The organism is Cyanobium sp. Aljojuca 7D2 (assembly GCF_024346415.1).
Taxonomy (GTDB): domain Bacteria; phylum Cyanobacteriota; class Cyanobacteriia; order PCC-6307; family Cyanobiaceae; genus Cyanobium_A.
Genome location: NZ_JAGQCX010000001.1, coordinates 165,064 through 180,014 on the forward strand (window position 1 = coordinate 165,064; position 14,951 = coordinate 180,014).

The 14,951-nt window shown below is 66.8% G+C and carries 24 protein-coding genes and 1 pseudogene; 13 read left to right on the plus strand and 12 right to left on the minus strand.

What is annotated here, in order from left to right; translation table 11 throughout:
- The first annotated feature begins 330 nt into the window (after positions 1 to 330).
- From KBY57_RS00945 to KBY57_RS00955, 3 genes are all read left to right on the plus strand, one after another.
- On the plus strand, positions 331 to 537 hold the full coding sequence (locus KBY57_RS00945; protein ID WP_254994020.1) for a hypothetical protein: 207 nt from the start codon (positions 331 to 333) through the stop codon (positions 535 to 537).
- Positions 489 to 986: a thermonuclease family protein gene (locus tag KBY57_RS00950; RefSeq protein WP_254994021.1), complete on the plus strand. Its 498-nt coding sequence runs from the start codon at positions 489 to 491 to the stop codon at positions 984 to 986. Before KBY57_RS00945 ends, KBY57_RS00950 begins: the two co-directional genes overlap by 49 nt.
- A gap of 491 nt (positions 987 to 1,477) precedes the next feature.
- A complete protein-coding gene (locus KBY57_RS00955; RefSeq protein WP_254994022.1) occupies positions 1,478 to 2,083 on the plus strand; it encodes a methyltransferase domain-containing protein in 606 nt (201 codons plus the stop codon).
- Between the two features lie 166 nt (positions 2,084 to 2,249).
- Here KBY57_RS00955 and KBY57_RS00960 read toward each other — a convergent pair whose 3' ends face one another.
- On the minus strand, positions 2,250 to 2,537 hold the full coding sequence (locus KBY57_RS00960) for a hypothetical protein (RefSeq protein WP_254994023.1): 288 nt from the start codon (positions 2,535 to 2,537) through the stop codon (positions 2,250 to 2,252).
- 303 nt (positions 2,538 to 2,840) lie between these two features.
- Here KBY57_RS00960 and KBY57_RS00965 point away from each other — a divergent pair, with 303 nt between their 5' ends.
- Together KBY57_RS00965 and KBY57_RS00970 are read left to right on the plus strand one after the other, a co-directional pair.
- Positions 2,841 to 3,053, plus strand: a complete 213-nt coding sequence (locus tag KBY57_RS00965; RefSeq protein WP_254994024.1) for a hypothetical protein — start codon at positions 2,841 to 2,843, stop codon at positions 3,051 to 3,053.
- Between the two features lie 190 nt (positions 3,054 to 3,243).
- Positions 3,244 to 3,471, plus strand: a complete 228-nt coding sequence (locus KBY57_RS00970) for a hypothetical protein (protein ID WP_254994025.1) — start codon at positions 3,244 to 3,246, stop codon at positions 3,469 to 3,471.
- A 63-nt stretch (positions 3,472 to 3,534) separates the two neighbouring features.
- Here KBY57_RS00970 and KBY57_RS00975 read toward each other — a convergent pair whose 3' ends face one another.
- Positions 3,535 to 5,787 carry an ATP-dependent RecD-like DNA helicase gene (locus KBY57_RS00975; protein ID WP_254994026.1) on the minus strand — a complete coding sequence of 751 codons (2,253 nt, stop codon included), beginning with the start codon at positions 5,785 to 5,787 and terminating at the stop codon, positions 3,535 to 3,537.
- A 258-nt stretch (positions 5,788 to 6,045) separates the two neighbouring features.
- Between KBY57_RS00975 and KBY57_RS00980 the strand changes: the two genes are divergently transcribed.
- Positions 6,046 to 6,702, plus strand: coding sequence for a sigma-70 family RNA polymerase sigma factor (locus tag KBY57_RS00980; RefSeq protein ID WP_254994027.1), 657 nt, complete (start codon positions 6,046 to 6,048; stop codon positions 6,700 to 6,702).
- 33 nt (positions 6,703 to 6,735) lie between these two features.
- On the opposite strand, the gene KBY57_RS00985 is transcribed toward KBY57_RS00980, so the two are convergent.
- Entirely contained in the window at positions 6,736 to 7,077 is a 342-nt protein-coding gene (locus KBY57_RS00985; RefSeq protein WP_254994028.1) for a DUF5615 family PIN-like protein, read from the minus strand.
- 16 nt (positions 7,078 to 7,093) lie between these two features.
- Positions 7,094 to 7,324: a DUF433 domain-containing protein gene (locus tag KBY57_RS00990; protein ID WP_254994029.1), complete on the minus strand. Its 231-nt coding sequence runs from the start codon at positions 7,322 to 7,324 to the stop codon at positions 7,094 to 7,096.
- Positions 7,325 to 7,461: 137 nt separating this feature from the next.
- Here KBY57_RS00990 and KBY57_RS00995 point away from each other — a divergent pair, with 137 nt between their 5' ends.
- Together KBY57_RS00995 and KBY57_RS01000 are read left to right on the plus strand one after the other, a co-directional pair.
- Positions 7,462 to 7,680 (plus strand): hypothetical protein, encoded by a 219-nt coding sequence (locus KBY57_RS00995; RefSeq protein ID WP_254994030.1) that lies wholly within the window; start codon positions 7,462 to 7,464, stop codon positions 7,678 to 7,680.
- A 51-nt stretch (positions 7,681 to 7,731) separates the two neighbouring features.
- The gene (locus KBY57_RS01000) at positions 7,732 to 8,133 is read left to right on the plus strand and encodes a LexA family protein (RefSeq protein WP_409996010.1); all 402 of its coding nucleotides are present in this window, start codon (positions 7,732 to 7,734) and stop codon (positions 8,131 to 8,133) included.
- On the opposite strand, the gene KBY57_RS01005 is transcribed toward KBY57_RS01000, so the two are convergent.
- The 4 genes and pseudogenes from KBY57_RS01005 to KBY57_RS01015 all read right to left on the minus strand — a co-directional run bounded on the left by KBY57_RS01005 (position 8,100) and on the right by KBY57_RS01015 (position 9,655).
- A complete protein-coding gene (locus tag KBY57_RS01005) occupies positions 8,100 to 8,684 on the minus strand; it encodes a hypothetical protein (RefSeq protein WP_254994031.1) in 585 nt (194 codons plus the stop codon). The two genes, KBY57_RS01000 and KBY57_RS01005, sit on opposite strands and share 34 nt — an antisense overlap.
- A 50-nt stretch (positions 8,685 to 8,734) precedes the next feature.
- Positions 8,735 to 9,100: an HIT family protein gene (locus KBY57_RS01010; RefSeq protein ID WP_254994032.1), complete on the minus strand. Its 366-nt coding sequence runs from the start codon at positions 9,098 to 9,100 to the stop codon at positions 8,735 to 8,737.
- A gap of 69 nt (positions 9,101 to 9,169) precedes the next feature.
- A pseudogene (locus tag KBY57_RS14345) lies at positions 9,170 to 9,223 on the minus strand (HNH endonuclease); the annotation flags it as partial.
- Between the two features lie 33 nt (positions 9,224 to 9,256).
- On the minus strand, positions 9,257 to 9,655 hold the full coding sequence (locus tag KBY57_RS01015; RefSeq protein WP_254994033.1) for an HNH endonuclease: 399 nt from the start codon (positions 9,653 to 9,655) through the stop codon (positions 9,257 to 9,259).
- Positions 9,656 to 9,884: 229 nt separating this feature from the next.
- Between KBY57_RS01015 and KBY57_RS01020 the strand changes: the two genes are divergently transcribed.
- On the plus strand, positions 9,885 to 10,082 hold the full coding sequence (locus KBY57_RS01020) for a type II toxin-antitoxin system RelE/ParE family toxin (protein WP_315859761.1): 198 nt from the start codon (positions 9,885 to 9,887) through the stop codon (positions 10,080 to 10,082).
- Positions 10,083 to 10,086: 4 nt separating this feature from the next.
- Positions 10,087 to 10,434, plus strand: coding sequence for a HigA family addiction module antitoxin (locus KBY57_RS01025; protein WP_254994035.1), 348 nt, complete (start codon positions 10,087 to 10,089; stop codon positions 10,432 to 10,434).
- Between the two features lie 27 nt (positions 10,435 to 10,461).
- Here KBY57_RS01025 and KBY57_RS01030 read toward each other — a convergent pair whose 3' ends face one another.
- From KBY57_RS01030 to KBY57_RS01045, 4 genes are all read right to left on the minus strand, one after another.
- On the minus strand, positions 10,462 to 10,644 hold the full coding sequence (locus KBY57_RS01030; protein WP_254994036.1) for a DUF4278 domain-containing protein: 183 nt from the start codon (positions 10,642 to 10,644) through the stop codon (positions 10,462 to 10,464).
- A gap of 155 nt (positions 10,645 to 10,799) precedes the next feature.
- Positions 10,800 to 12,140, minus strand: a complete 1,341-nt coding sequence (locus tag KBY57_RS01035; protein WP_409996379.1) for a cytochrome P450 — start codon at positions 12,138 to 12,140, stop codon at positions 10,800 to 10,802.
- A complete protein-coding gene (locus tag KBY57_RS01040; protein WP_254994038.1) occupies positions 12,133 to 12,333 on the minus strand; it encodes a hypothetical protein in 201 nt (66 codons plus the stop codon). The genes KBY57_RS01035 and KBY57_RS01040 overlap by 8 nt, the downstream gene beginning before the upstream one ends.
- 29 nt (positions 12,334 to 12,362) lie before the next feature.
- Positions 12,363 to 12,590, minus strand: coding sequence for a Nif11-like leader peptide family natural product precursor (locus tag KBY57_RS01045; protein ID WP_254994039.1), 228 nt, complete (start codon positions 12,588 to 12,590; stop codon positions 12,363 to 12,365).
- Between the two features lie 105 nt (positions 12,591 to 12,695).
- Here KBY57_RS01045 and KBY57_RS01050 point away from each other — a divergent pair, with 105 nt between their 5' ends.
- Genes KBY57_RS01050 through KBY57_RS01060 form a run of 3 tightly spaced genes read left to right on the plus strand, consistent with a single transcriptional unit; the run spans position 12,696 to position 14,930 of the window.
- Positions 12,696 to 14,159: a glycosyl hydrolase family 57 gene (locus KBY57_RS01050; protein ID WP_254994040.1), complete on the plus strand. Its 1,464-nt coding sequence runs from the start codon at positions 12,696 to 12,698 to the stop codon at positions 14,157 to 14,159.
- A complete protein-coding gene (locus KBY57_RS01055; protein ID WP_254994041.1) occupies positions 14,146 to 14,718 on the plus strand; it encodes a pyridoxamine 5'-phosphate oxidase family protein in 573 nt (190 codons plus the stop codon). The genes KBY57_RS01050 and KBY57_RS01055 overlap by 14 nt, the downstream gene beginning before the upstream one ends.
- A 32-nt stretch (positions 14,719 to 14,750) precedes the next feature.
- Positions 14,751 to 14,930, plus strand: a complete 180-nt coding sequence (locus KBY57_RS01060; protein WP_254994042.1) for a DUF2256 domain-containing protein — start codon at positions 14,751 to 14,753, stop codon at positions 14,928 to 14,930.
- The last annotated feature ends 21 nt before the right edge of the window (positions 14,931 to 14,951 follow it).

Here is a 14,951-nt window from a genome sequence, read left to right on the forward strand (position 1 = left end):
CGCAGGTGTTACTGCAGGGCCCCAGTGATGGAGCGACCCAGAGAAGGCGCTGGCGTGCTTGCCGGCTTTACAGCGGGGAGTGGAGCGGAACTGGCATCACGGGCACGCACGCAGGACAGCAGCCTGGCGGGCAGGACACTGCTGATGGCAGTGAGTAGCAGCGGCACCGGCAACCGGATCATGACCAGCCCCGACTGCCTCAGAGCCGCTGTTGCTCACCGCCGCAAACTGCCTGTGCTGGGGCGACCAGCAGAGCGAGCACCAGCCCAGATCGGACGGGGAGCTGCGCACCGCCCAGCTGGCTACCGGGTGATGGTGAGCCCCAGAACCATGACTGACACCACGACACCCCTCCCAGCAAAGGGCTCGCGCTGCTGGCGCGATCTGATCAGCCCCGAGACCGGAGCCAAAGTGCTCAGCCTTGCGGCCGAGACGCCCAAGGAGGATCCGATGGTGGAGTTGACCTACGACGAAGGCGGCAGCGGCTGGTGGCCGCCCTCGCGCTGCTGGCGCAGCGCGGCGATGGCCTTCTTCTGATCCCGCATCACCGACATGGAGCTGATCTCCAGCCGCTCCGCCGCGGCCGAGAGGTCTCCCTCGAAGTCAAAACCACCGATCGCTACGGCCGTTCTGTGGCCGAAGTGATCAGTGACACCAACATCAACCTAATGCTGGTGGAAGACGGCCAGGCCTTTGCCTACCGCCAGTACCTGGGCGGCTGCAATGCCAAGGAGTATCTGGATGCCGAGCACCGGGCGAGCCGCAGGCGCTACGGGGTGTGGCAGGTGCCAGGAGGCATCACCAGGCCCTGGGACTTCCGCCGCAGCCGCCGTTCAGCAGCCATCCCCGATGGCACCACCCCAGGAGGCCGCCGCTACCGCTGCAACGAGATCGGCTCCTATGCCCGTGCCCAGGAGTTGCTGCGCCAAGGGCACACCTACCTGGATAGCAACAGCGATGGGGAGGCCTGTGAATCCCTGCGCTGACTGGGGTTCAGGAGGTACGGGAATAGGACCATCCGCCAGCCTCCACCACGGCCCAGAAGGCGTACTTTGAGCTTGAGGGGAGGCCCGGTAGCCAACCCGTCCATCACCCTCCAAGAGAGTCCGGCCCGGTCGATCGGAGCCGGTGCAACCACGGAGGTGCGATTGGATAAACCCACTTCAGTGAACGCGCTGGCGCTCCATGAACGTCAGCCCGTAGCCGCACAAAGCGATACGCCATTTCTGTTCCCCATGTGTTGAACCCCCGGGCTGCATTACCCGGGTCTGGATCACAACCGAGAAGGTCAAGCTCCGAGCATCTCTTCTCCCAGACGTGATCTCCTTTCCTTCCCTGCCAGGCCCCAGACAGGGCATGCGTGAACCCACAGACACCCGACCGGCAGTTCTTGGTGTGAGGAGGAAACCGCCGCAACCGGTGTTAAGGCGCCCCCCACGGGGCGCCTTTTGAATGCTGTTCTGCTGAGCTCCACGCCATGGCCGCATCGAACTGGGATCAGCGCTACCGCGAGGGCAGTGATCGCTGGGAGCTGGGCAGGCCGGCACCGCCGCTGCAGGCCTTTCTGCGCACCGACAGCCGAGCACCACAGCCACCGGGTCGGGTGTTGGTGCCGGGCTGCGGCCGGGGGCATGAGGCGGCCTTGCTCGCCGATCTGGGCTACGAGGTGATCGGGCTGGACTTCAGCAGTGAGGCCATCCAGCGCGCCCAGGTGCTGCACGGTTCGGATCGGGCTGGCTTGCGCTGGCTGCAGGCCGATCTCTTCGACGAGGCAGCGCTGGAGGCAGCCGGCATCAGCGCCGCCAGCCTGCAGGGGGTGCTTGAGCACACTTGTTTCTGCGCGATTGATCCCGCCCAGCGCGAGGCCTATCTCGACACCGCGCGGCGGTTGCTGGCCCCCGGTGGTTGGCTGCTGGGACTGTTCTGGTGCCACCAGCGGCCGGATGGTCCGCCCTGGGGCAGCGCCCCGGCATTGCTGGCGCAGCAGCTGGCGGCGGCCGGATTCCGCCAGGAGCTCTGGGAGCCAGCGCAGGGCTCAGCCCCCGAGCGCGATCACGAATGGCTGGGACTCTGGCGGCGGTGAGTGCCTCAGCCAACAGTTGCGAACAGCGTGAGCCCAGGGATGCACCGATTCAGCTGCCGGCATGAACGCCTGCTTCTCCCCTTGCCCGGCCGCTCCGGTACCCCCCGCTCACCCCGGGGGGTTTCTGTTGTCATCCGTCAGGAGAGTGCTGCTGGAGGCTGGTGTTTCAGCAGGGCAGTGGACAAAGCAGTGGACAGAGCAAAGGCCCCGGCACGCGGTAGGTGCGCCAGTCGCCATTGCTGCTGCTCACCTCCACCCCGATCAGGCTGGCGGGGTGGTCGGCCTCGCTGAGATCGCCGATCCAGGCGATGGCATCAGCGATGGCGTCATCAATAGAGCTGTAGTGGCTGTCGAGCTGACAGTGGGGCTGGCAGCTGCCGTCGATGAGGCGGTAGCTGCGCTCGATGGGCTGGTAGGCCTTGCGATAACGAGCTGTGGATCCAGTTGCCTGCATATCTGTTCTTCTTGAAGCAGCACCATGGCCACCAGCAAGGGGACCTGGCTGTATCGAGCGGAACGATTTGATCTGTCGTTACAGCATGGCCTCTGGTCTCTGGCCTGGGGCGAGGCGGGGCTGCTGCTCCTGGGAGGGAATGTTGGCCACAGGCGCTGGCGATCACGCCACCCGGCCTGCCCCGGCTTGCACGCCGCGCAAGGGCTGACGCGAGTCGCTGCACCGCGCAAGGGGCGCTTCGCGCCCCTTGCGCGGTGCAGGCGGCGCCGGGGCTTGACGGCGGTGTCGTTCGCCAGCCCAGCCATGGCCGCCACTCCCCTCAGCCGCTCTTGCCCGATCCGCCTCATTTCGGTGCATCTCCTTGATGCCGCCGGCCAGCTCCTGCGGGCGCTGTTCCTCGATCGTGAGGGTCACATCACCGCCCAGCCCCACTACCTACCCCGAGGCGAGGCCCTGATCCTGGCTGCCAATCAGCAGCGGGTGCTCGGCGCCCAGGGGCGGGTGCAGGTGCTGTGATGCCCTGGCTGGGCGGATCGGCCATCGCCCGGCGGTTCAGTCCGCCGAGCTCTCCGGCTCTTGTCACTGGAATTGGCTGCCGCGCAGGCCTCTTCACGGTGCGGGGCGGCGTCAAGGATCGGGGCCATGCCCGCTGCGCGGGTCCTTGACCCCGCCCCGCTTGGAGGCCAGGTCCTGCGCTGTGCCCGTCATGGCCACGCTTTCCGCTTCTGCTCACGCTCCCGTTCACGTCCATGCCGCCCGCCGGCTTCACTTCGCTGCCAGCAGCGATGGCTTGCTGCATTGGCTCAGCGAAGAGTGCTCGGGCCGAGGGCTCCGCCGCCTCGGTGAGCTGCTCGATGATCTGCTCACAGAGCGGCAGGCCGAGCAGCCTGAGCCGCCTCACGATCCCGAGCTGGAAGCGCTGCTGCCTTTCTGAGGCCTGGCTGGGGGCCTCTGCCCCCAGCTGTTGAGCCGACCGGCGTAGCCCCTGCAGATCCCTTTAGCTGAGCCACTCGGCCAACTTGGTGCAGCGCCTGCGGCCCAGGTGGTTCTTGACCGCCATGGCCAGGGCCTTCTTCTGGCCCACCAGCACCACCAGCTGTTTGCCGCGGGTGAGGCCCGTGTACACCAGGTTGCGCTGCAGCATCGCGTAGTGCTGGGTGAGCAGCGGGATCACCACCGCCGGGTATTCGCTGCCCTGGCTCTTGTGGATCGTGCAGGCATAGGCCGGCACCAAGGTGTCCAGCTCCCCCCAGCCGAAAACCGCCGCCCGGCTGCCGGCGCCGCCGGCCTCACTGGTGGGGAACAGCACGCTCAGTTCGCTGTTGTCTGAGTCGATCGCATCGATCGTGCCCACATCGCCGTTGAACACCTCCTTCTCGTAGTCGTTGGCGATCTGCATCACCTTGTCGCCTGGGGCAAACCGCCAGCCAAAACGCTCCACCTGCTCGGCCGGATCGGGGTTGAGCAGCTTCTGCAGCTCCACGTTCAGCGAGCGCGAGCCGCAGCCGCCGCGCGCCATCGGGCAGAGCACCTGTACCTCGCCCACTGGATCAAAGCCAAAGCGAGCCGGGATGCGCTCACCCACCACCTTGAGGATCAGGGCCACCGCCTGCTCAGGCGTCTCAGCCGGCAGGAAGTAGAAATCGCTGCTGGCGCCATCGGCGGGAGCACGCAGATCGGGGATGGTGCCGCCGTTGATGGCGTGGGCGGTGGTGATGATCCGGCTGGATGCCGCCTGGCGGAACACCTCGGTGAGCCGAGTCACCGGCAACGCGCCGCTGCTGATCGCATCGGCCAGCACCTGACCCGGCCCCACCGACGGCAGCTGGTCCACATCGCCCACCAGCAGCAGCGCTGCCTCCGGCGGGATCGCCGCCAGCAGCGAGGCCATCAGCGGTACATCCACCATTGAGGTCTCATCCACCACCAGCAGGTCGCACTCCAGCGGCAGCTCGCCATTGCGGCGGAAGCCGTAGCTGGCGGGGTCGAACTCCAGCAGCCGATGGATCGTCTTGGCCTCCAACCCGGTGGCCTCGGCCATGCGCTTGGCGGCGCGGCCGGTAGGGGCGCAGAGCTGGATGCGCAGCTTCTTGGCCGCCAGGATCTGCAGGATGGCGTTGATCAGGGTGGTCTTGCCCACTCCCGGTCCGCCGGTGATCACCAGCACCTTGCTGGCCAGGGCCTGCTCCACCGCTTCTTTCTGGCTGGCCGCCAGCTCCAGGCCCAGGCGCTGCTCCACCCAACCGATCGCCCGCGGCGCGTCGATCGCGCCCCAGGGTGGTACCCCCTGCAGCTGCTCCAGCAGCGCCTCGGCGATCTGGCGCTCGGCCTTGTGCAGATGGCTCAGGAAGATGGCCGGCTCGCCCGCCAGGGTGTCGGCCACCACGGCACCCTCGGCCAGTTCCAGCTCCAGGGCAGCCTGGATCTGCTCGGGCTCCAGGGGCACGCGAGTGGTGGCACCGGTTTCATCAGGTTGCTCAGCCGCCAAGAGCTCCCCGGCCAGCTTGAGCAGCTCGGCGGTGGGCAGGCCGCAGTGGCCCTCGCCGCTGGCCTCCAGCAGGGCGTAGCTGATGCCCGCCCGCAGGCGAATCGTGGCGGTGGGCTCGATGCCGAGGCGGGCGGCGATGGCATCGGCGGTGCGGAAGCCGATGCCGCGGATATCGCGCGCCAGGCGGTAGGGGTTCTCCGCCATCACCTGCACGGCGTCATTGCCATACGTCTTGAAGATCCGCACGGCCCGGGCGGTGCCGACGCCATGGCTGTGCAGGAACACCATGATTTCGCGCACCACCTTCTGATCAGCCCAGGCCTGTGCGATACGGCCGGCGCGCACCTTGCCAATGCCGGGCACCTCCCGCAGGCGCTCCGGCGCCTGCTCGATCACCTCGAACACGTCAGCTCCAAAGGCACAAACCAGCTTGCTGGCGTAGATCGGGCCGATGCCGCGGATCATCCCGGAGCCCAGGTATTTCTCGATCCCCTCGGCGGTGGTGGGCGGTGAGGAGCGCAGGAAGGCGGCCTTGAACTGCTGGCCGTGCTCCCGGTCGTTCACCCATACGCCCGACACGGTGACCCATTCGCCAGCGCTGATTTCGGCGGCATGGCCCACCACCGTCACCAGATCGCGGTGACCGCGGGCCTTGATGCGCAGCACGCAGAAGCCGTTGCTGGGGTTGTGGAAGGTGACCCGCTCAATCGAGCCGGCCAGCACCTCGGTGGGTTGCTCGCTGCGCTCAGCCGGGCGGGCCATCAGCAGGGCGCGGGCAGAACGGGACGGAGCTGACTCTGCAGCAGCACGGCCATTCGCGGACGGCGTTCCCGGTGAGACTCCAACTCTGGCTGGTCGACAGGACGGGGGAGTGGACCGCCACCAGGGCCGGCGCACACCCACCGCATCCCTCGGCCAGTCCTCACGCCGCGTTAAGGATCAGGCCATGCGCCCCTGCGAGGCGTCCTTGCCCCTGCATTGCGGCCGGCCAGTGGGGGTGGGGTTCTCCGCCGTCCCCAGATGGCCTCCCCGCTTTCCCCCTCCCGCCGCCGGCAGCCAGCTGCAGTCCTCAGCCGCTCTGCCCTCAAGGCCCGCGATGCCCTGGTGCTGGAGCACCTGCCCCTGGCCGATGCCATCGCTTGCGCTGCTGCCCGGCGCTTGTTCCCACTGGTGGAGCGGGATGATCTGATCCAGGTGGCCCGTGAGGCCCTGGTCCGCTCCGCTTCCCGTTGCCACGCGGGCGAGCCGGCGGCGCCCTATCTGCGCCGCTGCATCACCGGGGCTCTGCAGCATCACCTGCGCGATCGGGTGCGGCTGGTGCGCGTGCCCCGCCAGCTACACGAGCAGGGCCAGTGCCCACTGGGCCACAGCAGCCTCGATGCCCAGGCCGATGGCGAGCCCTGCCTGCTCGATCAGCTGGCCGCCCCAGAGCCGGAGGCACCTGATGGCAATGGCGCCGATGGGCTGGCGCTGGAGCAGCTGGTCGAGCAGCTCCCCGCTGCCCAGGCGATGGCCCTGCGGCTCACGATCCTCGAGGGCCTCTCGCTGCGGGCTGCAGCCGAGCGGCTGGAGATCAGCGCCATGTCGGTGTCGCACCGTGAGGTGCGCCTGGCGGCGCAGCGGGCTCAGCGAATGGCCCTTGCCGCCTTGCGCCAGCAGCTGGCGGGAGCGGGCTGAGGCCAGCTGGCTGGACGAGAGATTCAGCCCTTCTTAAGGCAGCGGGCTAAGCAGGAGAAAGCCAGCTTCAGGATGGCCCCAGAACGTCTCGATGGTCTCGGCCTGCTGGAGCAGCAGTGCAGCGGTTTCAGCGTTGCTGGCATTACCGATCGCCAGGCAAACGACCTTGGGGGGAAACCCCCGCGCCACGCTGAGGCTCAGGAAGTCTTCGTCTTTGGTCACCAAGCCGTAGCCCTCCTGGCGAGCCCGATCCCAGATCGCGAGGTCAGAGGCACCACCGAGGCCCAGTTGACGCACATGGCAGGAGCCGGGAAACTGCTCAGCCAGTAGCGGTAGCAACCGCTCTGAGAGGTTTTCATCCAAAAGCAGCCGCACGCTCACAGCGCTGGGATCACAAAGCAGCAGGGCTGGTGATCAGGCGTTTCTCCCGCTCTGCCGCAAAGGCCAGACAAGCCAGCACATCCTCATGGGTGAGCTGGGGAAAGTCCAACAGCAGCTCGGCTTCTGTGCTGCCGGCGGCCAGGGTGCCAAGTACATCACCCACCGTCAGACGGGTGCCATGGACGCACGGCTTCCCAAAGCGCACGGTCGGATCAACGGTGATGCGTTCCAACAGCTCCATGCGTGAACTTTAGGTTCGTTTGCAGGCGCTGCTGTCCTATCGGGTCCGGGTTGGCTCGAGCGTTCGGTGTGAGCCGCTATTGCATCAGCTGATGTGCCACGCCAAAGGCGGTTGGCCAGGGTTTCTACGGTGCGGCATTGGCCCCAGACCTCAAGCATCCCGCCACCGGCGATCTGATTGTGTTGGCGGAGGGTGAGCAGCTGTGGCGGATCGGCTGGCCTGGCAACCCCGTGCTGGTTGTGACCAAGAGCGGGCCCAATGGCGGAGCCCTCTACCGACTGGCCGACCCGAGATGCAAAACCTGGAACAAGGTCGGCGACATGCAGCTGGTCCCCTGGCCGGATGCCGCCAGCTGAGCCGGGCCGCGCCACCAGGAGTAGAACGGCTGTACTGCTGCTAGTGGCTTGATGTTGGCCGACCTGCCCATTGGCGAGCCTGTGCCGTGCCGGCAGGGCTCACTGGAGGAGGACCTCGATCTCCACGCCGTCCTGGTGCCCAATCCGGTCTGCACCTTCTACATGCGGGTCAGCGGTAATGCCATGCGCCAGCATGGGATTCAGGACGGCGACCTACTGGTGATCGACCGCAGTGTCGAGCCAAGATCTGGCCATGTCGTCGTCGTGGCCCACCAGGGCTGCTTCCTGCTGCGGCCCCTGCGGCGTCAGGGCGAGCAGTGGTGGCTGGAGCCGCTGCGGCCTGGGGAGGCGGCGATACCGCTGGATCTGGACAGCTTTGATCGCTCAGGTCTCTTTGGGGTAGCAGTGCATGCCGTGCATCACCTTGGCAAGAAGCGGCTGAGAAAGATCTGAACTTGGGTGACCAGGGAAGCAAGCCGACTCAAACAACCGAAATTCGAATGTTGGATCGCTCCGCGCTTCCACCCGCTTGCTCCCGCTCGGGGATTCCAGCTCTGCGCTGAATAGCCCGGACAACGGGCAGCCAGGGTTTCACCCAGCCCCGCCAGGTACACACCCTGGTTGCCCCGACCTGAGCTGGTGCTGATTGGGCTGTGGCGCTCGGGCAACAGCGGTTGCAGTAGCTCAAAAAATGTTTGCGGCACCAGCGGCTGTTGCAGCGGCTGCCAGTTCACCCGCACCACCCAGCCATCCTGGCTCCAGCTGTCGCCTGCTGATCCAAATTCAGGCGGCTTCTGTGCCGTAATCGCCGCCGTTTCCACTAGCCCGATCTGGCTGATCTTGCCGTTGGCGTAGCTGAACACCACATCCCCACGCTCGCTGCGGGTGAGGTTGTCGTAGCTCACATTGCGGGCGCCGTTGGCATTGGTCTTCGGCGACCAGATGTAGCCTCCCTCGGTTTCCTGCCGGTAGGTCTGCTTGTGGTTGACCCACCAGTAGGCCATGGGGTAGGTAGGCGCTCAACCAGTTGTAGTCCAGGCAAGGAAGTGCTGCTTCAGTAGCTCTGTTTCCCAGCAATCACCCCCCACACCCCACCGCGCGGCTGCTCACAGTCCCCCTGCCGACGTGGGATCAGGTGCCAGTGCGCATGAAGCACCGTTTGCCCGGCAGCCTGGCCTGAGTTGAGGCCCAGATTCCAGCCGCTGATCGACGGGTCCTGCGTCGCAAGCTGCTCTCTTCTGAGCTTCAGAAGCTGGGCCACGGCGTTCCACTCCGGCTGGTGCAGTGCCAACCCGTCGGCCACATGCCGCCGCGGGATCACCAGGCTGTGACCCTTCGTCACGGGGTAGGCATCGGCGATGCAGATCGCTAGTTCGTTCTCCAGCAGCATCCGGCCACTGCCCTCCAGCGCGCAGAACACACAGCCCGCTTCGCGGTGGCCGTAGCTGGCCTGCAGGCCGCGGAAGTCGCTGCTGTCGGTGTCGCGCTTACCGGCATTGCAACGAAAGCAAAGCGCCTGCAGGTTGCTGATGTCGTCTGAGCCGCCGTGGTTTCACCGCTGCGCGGAAGGCTGCGCCTAGGGGATGATGTGATCCACCTCCAGGGCCCGCTGGTGCTCATGGGCTCCGCAGCACTCGCAATGGCAGCGGGCACGGGTCAACACCCGGTATTTGATCGAGCCGCTGATCGATGTGCGCTGGCGGCTGCGGTGGGCAAACACTTCCTCTCCCCGCTGCTCGCGAAAGGCATCGAGTCGCTGGCGGCACAGCTGCTGCAGCGCGTTGCGCTCGGTGTAGTAGTCGATCTGAGTCGCGTCCTCCCCCAGGATCCGACGGGCGATGTCCTCCGCCGGCGGCGGGCTGCTCCTTCCAAGCAGCTCCATGAGCATCAGCGGCTGATAGATGTGGCTCATCCGCATCCGCTCAGCGTTGTAGGTGCGGAGGCGCTCGTAGGTGGGGGAGCGGTGTGGGGGCATGGAGGAATCCTGGCGGTTGTGACAGGGGGTGGCACTGGTAGGGAGAGGAACGAACACAGCCAATCCAGGCCGCCATGTCAGCGCGTGATCGCTTTCGCCCTGTCCTACTGCCTGGCGTGCCTACGTACAGCGGGGGTAAGGTAATGGTGTGATCAGGTCGTTTCGTTGCCGCGACACCCACGCCCTCTTTGGAGGGAAGCCGGGGCGCCGCTTTGGAAGCTTCGCTCGCGTGGCTTTCCGCAAGCTCGCCATCCTCGATGCGGCCGCCTGCCTCAACGATCTACAAGTTCCACCAGGCAATCGCTTGGAGCCGCTCAGGGGTAACCGCCATGGCCAGCACAGCATCCGCATCAACGACCAGTTCCGGCTCTGCTTTGTCTGGACGGAAGCCGGGCCAGAGGAGGTCGAGATCGTCGACTACCACTGACGTAATGCTCGTGCCCCCGGGGGAGGTGCTGCTGGAGGAGTTTCTGCGGCCCATGGCGATCAGCCAGTACCGGTTGGCGCTGGCGATCGGCGTACCGGAGAGCCGCATCAACGCAATCGTCAAAGGACGGCGGGCGATCACTGCCGATACCGATCTGCGCCTGAGCCGTTTCTTCGGCCTTAGCGAGGGCTTCTGGCTGCGGATGCAAGGGAGCCATGATCTGAAGCTGGCCAAGCAGGCCTTGGAAAGCGTGCTGCCGGCAATCGTGCCAATTCCGCCATGTGCTCACCCCGTTCCACCGACCTCGGCTGAGCATTCGGCACAAAAAAAGGGGCCTTGCGGCCCCCTGTGATTGCTGATCGGCTGAAAACTCAGCCGATCAATGGTGGGCGTAGTGATGGCCGCGGTAGGTGAGCTGTTTGGTCACCTCGTCGGGCTTGGGCTCGTCGTGGTGGGCATCCACGTAGGGCACGCCTCGGTAGGACTTGGCCATCAGGTACTGGGCGTCGTCAAGGCGCTGGGCCTTGAGGATCCGGGTGCGGATCAGTTCGAGCACGTTCATCACGCTCTCCACAGTGTCCGCGTCCCCGTTGCCTGGCGCGGAACGATCTGCATCCACCGCTGGGTGGATCAACGTATCCCTATTTAAGCGCTTAGTAGCGGTTGATACCACACGATCCGCCGGATTGCTTCCGTTTCGTTGCAGAGGGGTGCGGTTCAGCTCCTGGCCTCAGCCCGCACCAGCAAGCCATCTCGTGGGCTGGGGCTGGGGATCAGTTGCAGGCTGAGGTCCTGATCCGGCTCCAGCTGCAGGGTCAGTTGCCGCAGCAGGCCCACCGCTATCAGGCGGATCTCCAGCTCGGCCAGGGCCTTGCCCAGGCACACCCGCTCCCCCCCGCCATAGGGCAGCAGGGTGAGGCCGTTCTCTCCGTTGAGGTGGCGTTCCGGCCGGAACTGCTCCAGATCGTCGCTGCCTGCACCACCATCAGAGCCGCCGTCGGCAGCGCTGCGGAAGCGGTTTGAGGCAGCTAGGGCCACCTGCACCACCCGGCCCGCTGGCACCAGCACGCCATCGAGCACCAGGTCTCGGGTGGTGCGGCGGAAGAAGCCGCCCACCGGCGGGTTGAGCCGCATCACCTCCTGCACCACGGCCGAAAGCCGGGGTGTGGCCTCCTGCTCAGCCAGCGGCCAGCTCAGGCCATCGAGCTCGGCTTGAAGCCAGGGGAGCACCTCCGGGTGCTGCAGCACCGCCGCCATCAGGCAGCTCAAGGAGGAGGCGGTGGTTTCGTAGCCGGCGAAGAGCAGCAGCAGCAACTGCTCCACCAGGTCGTCGTCGGTAAGCGGCAGGCCTGCTTCATCGAGGCCGCCACTGAGCAGATCCAGGCCTCCGGCCAGGGGTTCTCCAGCCGCCACTTGCTGGCGGGCCCGCTCCAGCACCCCGGCGAGGCGTGCCAGCAAGCGGCTGCGGGCCTGCAGCGCTCGGGAAAAGGGGCTGCCGGGCAGCGCAATCGGAATCGAAAACAGGGCGCGGGTCCAGATTTCAAAGTCGGCAAACAAGGCATCGCGGTCGTCGCCCTCCAGACCCAGCACCACCGTGGCGATCACCGTGAAGGCAAAGCGGTGCATGCGCGCCACCAGCGGCACCGGTGTGGTGGCGGCCTTGAGCTCCGCGGCCAGCTCCTCCACCAGCGTCACGATCGCGGGTGTGTACCGCCGCAGCGCCGCCGCCGAAAACAACTGCCCCACCACCCGCCGTCGGGCGCGGTGGTCGGCGCCATTGCGGTTCGCCAGCGAACGGCTTCCCAGCAGCTGGCGCACACTCTCTGGCCACCAGCCCTCGGTGGCGTCGGGCTGGGCCAGCAGATCGGTGATCGCCTGGCCGCCGCGGATGAACACCAGCGGTTGGCCCAGCAGCCGCGTTTCGTACACGTTGCCGAACTGCTCAAAGCGCTGCTGGGCGAAGTCTGCGTCGCGGAAAAACGCCAGGGCCTCGAGCGCGCCCGTGCTGGCCCCGGTGCTGGGCAGGGGCCGAGGTGCCAGAGGCAACGGCTCAACCATCGTGTTCCACCTTGGAGGCTCCACCAGGCTCCTCGTCCACAGCCTCAATCCGGTAGTACTCGCGATCGTCGGAGCAGCACAGATCGGCGTAATACCGCTCCAGCACCGCGTGGGCTGCGCCGTAGCTCGCGAACACCTGGCCGGCGATGCCGTCGCGGATGCCGTCGTCGCGGAGGATCTGGTATCGGGTCATGGTGAGCTGCCCGGGCGGCGGCCCGGGATTCAGTAGTAGCGGCCGGGATACTCGCCCGGATGATCGATCCGACGCACCCGCACCCCCGAGGCGGACTGGCCGGAGAAGCGCAGGATGTCGCTTCCAGACACTGAAAAGCCGAGCTCCTGGGCCAGCAGCGCCACTTCGTCGGCCGTGATCGCGTCTTCCACCTGCCGCTTCAGGGCCGGATCACGCTGCACGCGGGCCAGGAAGTGTTTGAGCTGCTCGAGCGTCACCACAGCTCCTTGTCTGCCCCGACCCTACCGCTCGAAAACCCGGGTTGGTCCAGGTTCGGACGCGCCGCTCCCTGCAGACTGCGGCGGCTGGTCTGCCTGATCTGGATGAGTTCCAATGCCCTGCCGCCGATCGCTGGCCGCGAAGCCGAGATCCTGGCCCTGGTGCAGCACCACCAGCCCGTGTTTCTGCCCCGCACCAGCCTCGATTTTGCGGAGATCCACTCGGCCTTCTCCTGTGCGTTGCACATGCACCAGCCCACGATTCCGGCCGGGGCCAATGGGGAGCTGATCTCCCATCTGCAGTACATGCTCGAGCATCCCGGCGAGGGCGATAACCACAACGCCGAACCCTTCGCCCAGTGCTACCGGCGTCTGGCCGAGCTGATTCCCCAGTTGATCGGCGAAGGCTGCAATCCGCGGATCACGCTCGATTACTCCGGCAATCTGCTCTGGGGGTTTGAGCAGATGGGCCGCGCCGACATCCTCGAGGCGCTGCGCTTTCTGGCCTGCGATCCCAGCATGCAATCCCACGTGGAGTGGCTCGGCACCTTCTGGAGCCACGCCGTGGCTCCCTCCACGCCGATTCCTGATCTGAAGCTGCAGATCCTGGCCTGGCAGCAGCATTTCGCCGCCCTGTTTGGTGATGCGGCCCTGCAGCGGGTGAAGGGCTTCTCACCGCCGGAGATGCACCTGCCCAACCACCCCGACACCCTCTATGAATTCGTCAAGGCCCTGCGCGAGTGCGGCTACCGCTGGCTGCTGGTGCAGGAACACAGCGTCGAAAACCTCGATGGCTCCGGCCTCAGCCACGCGCAGAAGTACATCCCCAATCAGCTGGTGGCACGCAGCTCCAGCGGCGACACGGTGAGCATCACCGCCCTGATCAAAACCCAGGGCTCCGACACCAAGCTGGTGGGCCAGATGCAACCCTGCTACGAAGCGCTCAGCCTCGGGCGCATGCCGCTGGGCGACACCACCGTTCCCGCCCTCGTCTCCCAGATCGCCGACGGCGAAAACGGTGGCGTGATGATGAACGAATTCCCCCAGGCCTTTCTCCAGGCCCACCGCAAGTTGGCGGGCGAGGGCGGTGCTGGAGGCGGGCGCACGGTGGCCCTCAACGGCACGGAATACCTCGAACTGCTCGACGCTGCCGGTGTGACGTCTGACGCCTACCCCCAGATTCAGGCGGTGCAGCAGCACAAGTTGTGGCAACACCTGGATGGGCCCGCCAGCCCGGAGTCCGTGCAGGCCGCCATCGCCGATCTCCAGGCCGGCGATTCCAGCTTCTCGATGGCCGGCGCCTCCTGGACCAACAACCTCAGCTGGGTGGAGGGCTACGCCAACGTGCTGGAGCCGATGAACCGCTTCAGCGCTGACTTTCACCAGCGTTTCGATGCCCTGGTGGCGGCCGATCCCGCCGTCACGCGCAGTGCGCCCTATCAAGAGGCCCTGCTGCAGCTGCTGCTGCTCCAAACCAGCTGCTTCCGCTACTGGGGCCAGGGCACCTGGACCGACTACGCCACGGAGATCCACCGCCGGGGTGAGGCCGCCCTCCATGGCCAGCGCTGATCCCCTGCCGCCCTGGCGGCCCCTGCTGCGTGGCGCACGCGAACGGGAGGGGCGCTCCCCCCAGGCCCGCTGGGTGCAGCTGGCCACCGTGGCGGCCGATGGCACGCCGCGGTTGCGCACCCTGGTGTTCCGCGGCTGGGCCGGCGCAACGGAGCTGGATCTGCTCACCGATGGCCGCAGCGCCAAGGCTGCTGAGCTACTCCACCAGCCGGCGGTGGAGCTGGGCTGGCTGCTGCCCAAGGCCCGCTGCCAGTTCCGTCTGCGCGGTGCGGTGCTGCACCTTCCGGCGGAGCTGGAGGCCCGCGAGCGGCAACGCCACTGGCAGGGCCTCACCCCGGGCGGCCGGGCCCTCTGGGGCTGGCCGGCGCCGGGCGAGCCGCTTGAGGCCGAGGCGTGCTTCCCTGCCGAACTCGGCGATGAGCTGCCGATCCCCATCTGCTTCCAGCTGCTGCGGATCGGCGTGGAGCAAGTGGAGCTGCTGGAGCTCACCAACCACCCCCATCACCGCCGCCGCTGGTGCCGCGAGGATGGCTGGGCGGAGCAGCGCCTCAATCCCTAACCCTGCCCCCGCTCTGATGCCCCACCGCTGCGATGCCCCACCACGCTGAGCGCCCCACCAAAATCTGCCCCGTGTGCCAGCGCCCCTTCCAGTGGCGCAAAAAGTGGAAGGACGTGTGGGACGAGGTGCGTTACTGCTCCGACCGCTGCCGTCGCCGCCGCGGGGCCCCTGGTGCCGAAGGGCAGGCTCCTGATGCGGCAGCACAATCGTGACCACCAGTTCTGCCCCTCCTG